The organism is Castellaniella sp. (genome assembly GCF_034007085.1).
Taxonomy (GTDB): Bacteria; Pseudomonadota; Gammaproteobacteria; order Burkholderiales; family Burkholderiaceae_B; genus Castellaniella.
On the sequence record NZ_JAVERO010000191.1, the window covers coordinates 1 to 3,180 of the forward strand.

4 protein-coding genes are annotated in these 3,180 nt (G+C 67.4%); 2 read left to right on the plus strand and 2 right to left on the minus strand.

The annotated features are described in order from the left end of the window. Positions 1–647, minus strand: a 647-nt coding sequence (locus tag RBR29_RS11475; protein ID WP_320349403.1) for a Na/Pi symporter, incomplete at its 3' end; no start/stop codon positions are given. Positions 648–655: 8 nt separating this feature from the next. Continuing rightward, complete coding sequence (htpX, locus tag RBR29_RS11480; protein WP_320349404.1) at positions 656–1,531, minus strand: protease HtpX; 876 nt, start codon at positions 1,529–1,531, stop codon at positions 656–658. An 88-nt stretch (positions 1,532–1,619) separates the two neighbouring features. On the opposite strand from htpX, the gene RBR29_RS11485 reads away from it, so the two are divergent. Both RBR29_RS11485 and RBR29_RS11490 read left to right on the plus strand, forming a co-directional pair. Further along, a complete protein-coding gene (locus RBR29_RS11485) occupies positions 1,620–2,540 on the plus strand; it encodes a DMT family transporter (RefSeq protein ID WP_320349406.1) in 921 nt (306 codons plus the stop codon). After that, positions 2,537–3,180: rhodanese-like domain-containing protein (locus RBR29_RS11490; RefSeq protein WP_320349408.1), on the plus strand; the 644-nt coding region annotated here is incomplete at its 3' end. The genes RBR29_RS11485 and RBR29_RS11490, both read left to right, overlap by 4 nt.

The window sequence follows — 3,180 nt, forward strand, 5'->3', positions numbered from 1 at the left end:
ACCAGCGTATAGGCCAGTTCGGGCGTCACCAGATCGTGGTGGGCAAGCGACATGATCAGCACGACCACGGCTACGCTGGAATGCGAGGCCCAGGTCAGGGCGGCGCTGACCGTCAGGGCGATGGCCGGCGCGTCGGCCAGGGCCAGCAGGGCGCTGCCCAGCAAAGGGGCGTTCTGCAGCGGTTCGAACAGGGTCACCAGCTGGTGCAGGGCCAGCAGCAGCAGACCCAGGCCGATCAGGGCTCGCCCCAGGTCGCGCGCGCGGCCCGGTTCGTAGTGGCGGAACATCCAGACGCCGATGAGCACCAGGCCCGGCGCCAGGGCCGTCGGGTCGAAGGACAGCGCCTGGACGATCAGGGTGGTGCCGACGTTGGCGCCCAGCATGGCTGCCAGGCCCGGTACCAGGGGCACCAGTCCGTCCAGAGCGAAGCCGGTGATCATCAGGCCGGTGGCCGTGCTGCTCTGGATGGCGGCCGTGATCAGCAGTCCGGTGCCGAAGGCACGCGGGGGCGAGCCCATGGCCCGGCTCATCCACAGGCCCAGGGCTTTGCCGAAGGCGCGCTGCACGCCGGTCTGGACCATGTGGACGCCCCACAGCAGCAGCGCGACGAAGCCGCCAAAGGAAATCAGGACCTGGAATTCACGCACGGCCGGTCCTAGGCCTCCTGGCGGCGCAGGGCTTCGATGCGCTGTTCGATGGGCGGGTGCGAGGCGAACAGGGCGCCGATGGCGCCGCCTGTGATGCCCGATGCGGCAAAGGATTTGGGCAGCTCGCCGGCCTCGACCCCGCCCAGGCGGGCCAGTGCGCGGATCATGGGTTCGCGCGCACCCAGCAGGCGCGCCGAACCTGCGTCGGCGCGGAATTCACGGCGGCGGGAAAACCACGCGACGATGATCGAGGCGAGCACGCCGAACAGGATTTCACAGACGAGAACGCTGGCGTAATAGCCGATGCCGACGTCGCGTTCGTTCTTGAGCACGGCCCGGTCGATGAAATAGCCCACCAGGCGCGACAGGAAGATGACAAAGGTGTTGACCACGCCCTGGATCAGGGTGAGGGTCACCATGTCGCCGTTGGCGATGTGGGCGACCTCGTGGCCCAGCACGGCGGCGACTTCTTCTTCGGTCATGGACGAGAGCAGGCCGGTGGATACCGCCACCAGGGCATCGTTGCGGAAGGCGCCCGTGGCAAAGGCGTTGGGCGCGCCGTCATAGATGGCGACCTCCGGGCGGCCGATACCGGCCCGGTCGGCCAACTGGTGCACGGTGTTGACCAGCCAGGCCTCGCGCTGGTTTTGCGGCCGCTGGGGGTCGATGACCCGGGCGCCGGTGCTGGATTTGGCCATCCATTTGCTCATCAGCAGCGAAATGAACGAACCCGTGAAGCCCAGCACGGCCGAGAACACCAGCAGCGCGGTTGGATCGATGCCGTTGGCTGTCAGGTAGCGGCCGACGCCCAGGATGTTCATGGTGATGCTGAGCACCAGCATGACGGCCATGTTGGTGACAAGGAACAGAATGATGCGTTTCATGAAGGCGGGGCTCCGCAGATACAGGGGGGACAAGTTCTCAAAGTGTATAGTATCGGCTTTCGTTTCGTATCCCTGTCTTGGGTGACGCATGCAGTCTTTGTGGATGTTGCTGGCCTGCGCCATGTTTGCCGTGATGGGGGCTTTTGTGCAGCTTGCGGCCGGCCAGGGCGCCACGCTTCCGGAAATCGTCCTGTTTCGGGGGCTGCCGTCTGTCCTGCTGCTGTATTTCTGGGTGCGCTCCACGCGGCGCACGATCCGGCCATCCAGCTGGCGCCTGCACATCTGGCGCAATCTCAGCGGCATCACGTCCATGTGGCTGGGTTTTTTTGCGCTGGCCCACCTGGCCTTGCCCACGGCCGTCAGCCTGAACTACACCGCGCCGCTGTTCATCGCGGGCTGGATGTTGTTTTTTGGCGGCGCCCAGCGCGATCCCGTGCGCGTGCTGGCCGTGCTGGCGGGGTTCCTGGGGGTGCTGGGCGTGTTGCGGCCCAGCATCCAGCACGACCAGTGGTTCGCTGCCTTGATGGGGCTGGGGGCGGGCGGGCTGTCGGCCATTGCCATGATGCAGATCCGCCAGCTGGGGCAGGCGGGCGAGCCCGAATGGCGCACGGTGCTGCTGTTTTCCTTTGGGGTCTGCGTCAGCGGCCTGGGCGGTATTGCGTGGCAGGGCTGGCATACCAGCACGCCGCTGGCTTTCCTGGCGCTGCTCGGACTGGGCCTGGCCGGCCTGGTGGGCCAGCTGGCCATGACTCGGGCTTTCGGTCTGGGGTCTACTCTGTTGACGGCTGCATTGCAGTACATGACCATCATTTTTGCCGCCCTGATCGGTGTCCTGTTCCTGGGTGACCGACCGCAGTGGCTGGCCTGGGCCGGCATGGCGCTGATCATTGGGTCCGGGCTGCTGTCGGTCTGGCGCACCTATACTGAATCCCGCGCCCTGAAAGGCGATGGTCCCCCGGCACAACCCGCAGCCGCAGGCATTCCCACGAAGGAGACACACCCGTCATGACCGCATTGTTGATTCAGCCCGAGGCCTTGCGCGACCGCCTGGCCCGGCCCGGCTGCCTGGTCTTCGACGTGCGCCACGATCTGGCGGACCACCAGGCGGGCCGGCAGGCCTACGAATCGGGTCATGTGCCCGGGGCCCTGTTCCTGGACCATGAAACCCAGCTGTGTGCGCTCAAGACCGGGCGCAACGGCCGCCATCCCCTGCCGGATCGGGCCGACTTCGCCGCCCTGATGCGGGCGCAGGGCCTGACGTCTCGCACCGACGTGGTGGTCTACGATGCCGGCAATGCCATGTTCGCCGCGCACCTGTGGTGGATGCTGCGCTGGCTGGGGCACGAATCCGTCGCAGTGCTGGACGGGGGCTGGGCTGCCTGGCGGGCGATCGGCGGGGCCGTCGAAACCGGCGCGCGCGCCCCGTGCCTGAGCGAGGCCCAGGCGATTCAGGGCTTGGGGCCTTCGGGGCCGCCTTCCATGCCGGTCGTCGATGCCCGCGCCGTTCTGGCCAACCTGGACGAGCCGCGCTTCACCGTGCTGGACGCGCGCGCGCCCGAGCGATTCAGCGGTGCGGTCGAACCCCTGGACCCGGTGGCGGGCCATATTCCAGGTGCCGTGAACCGGCCGTTCGAGCAGAACCTGGGGCC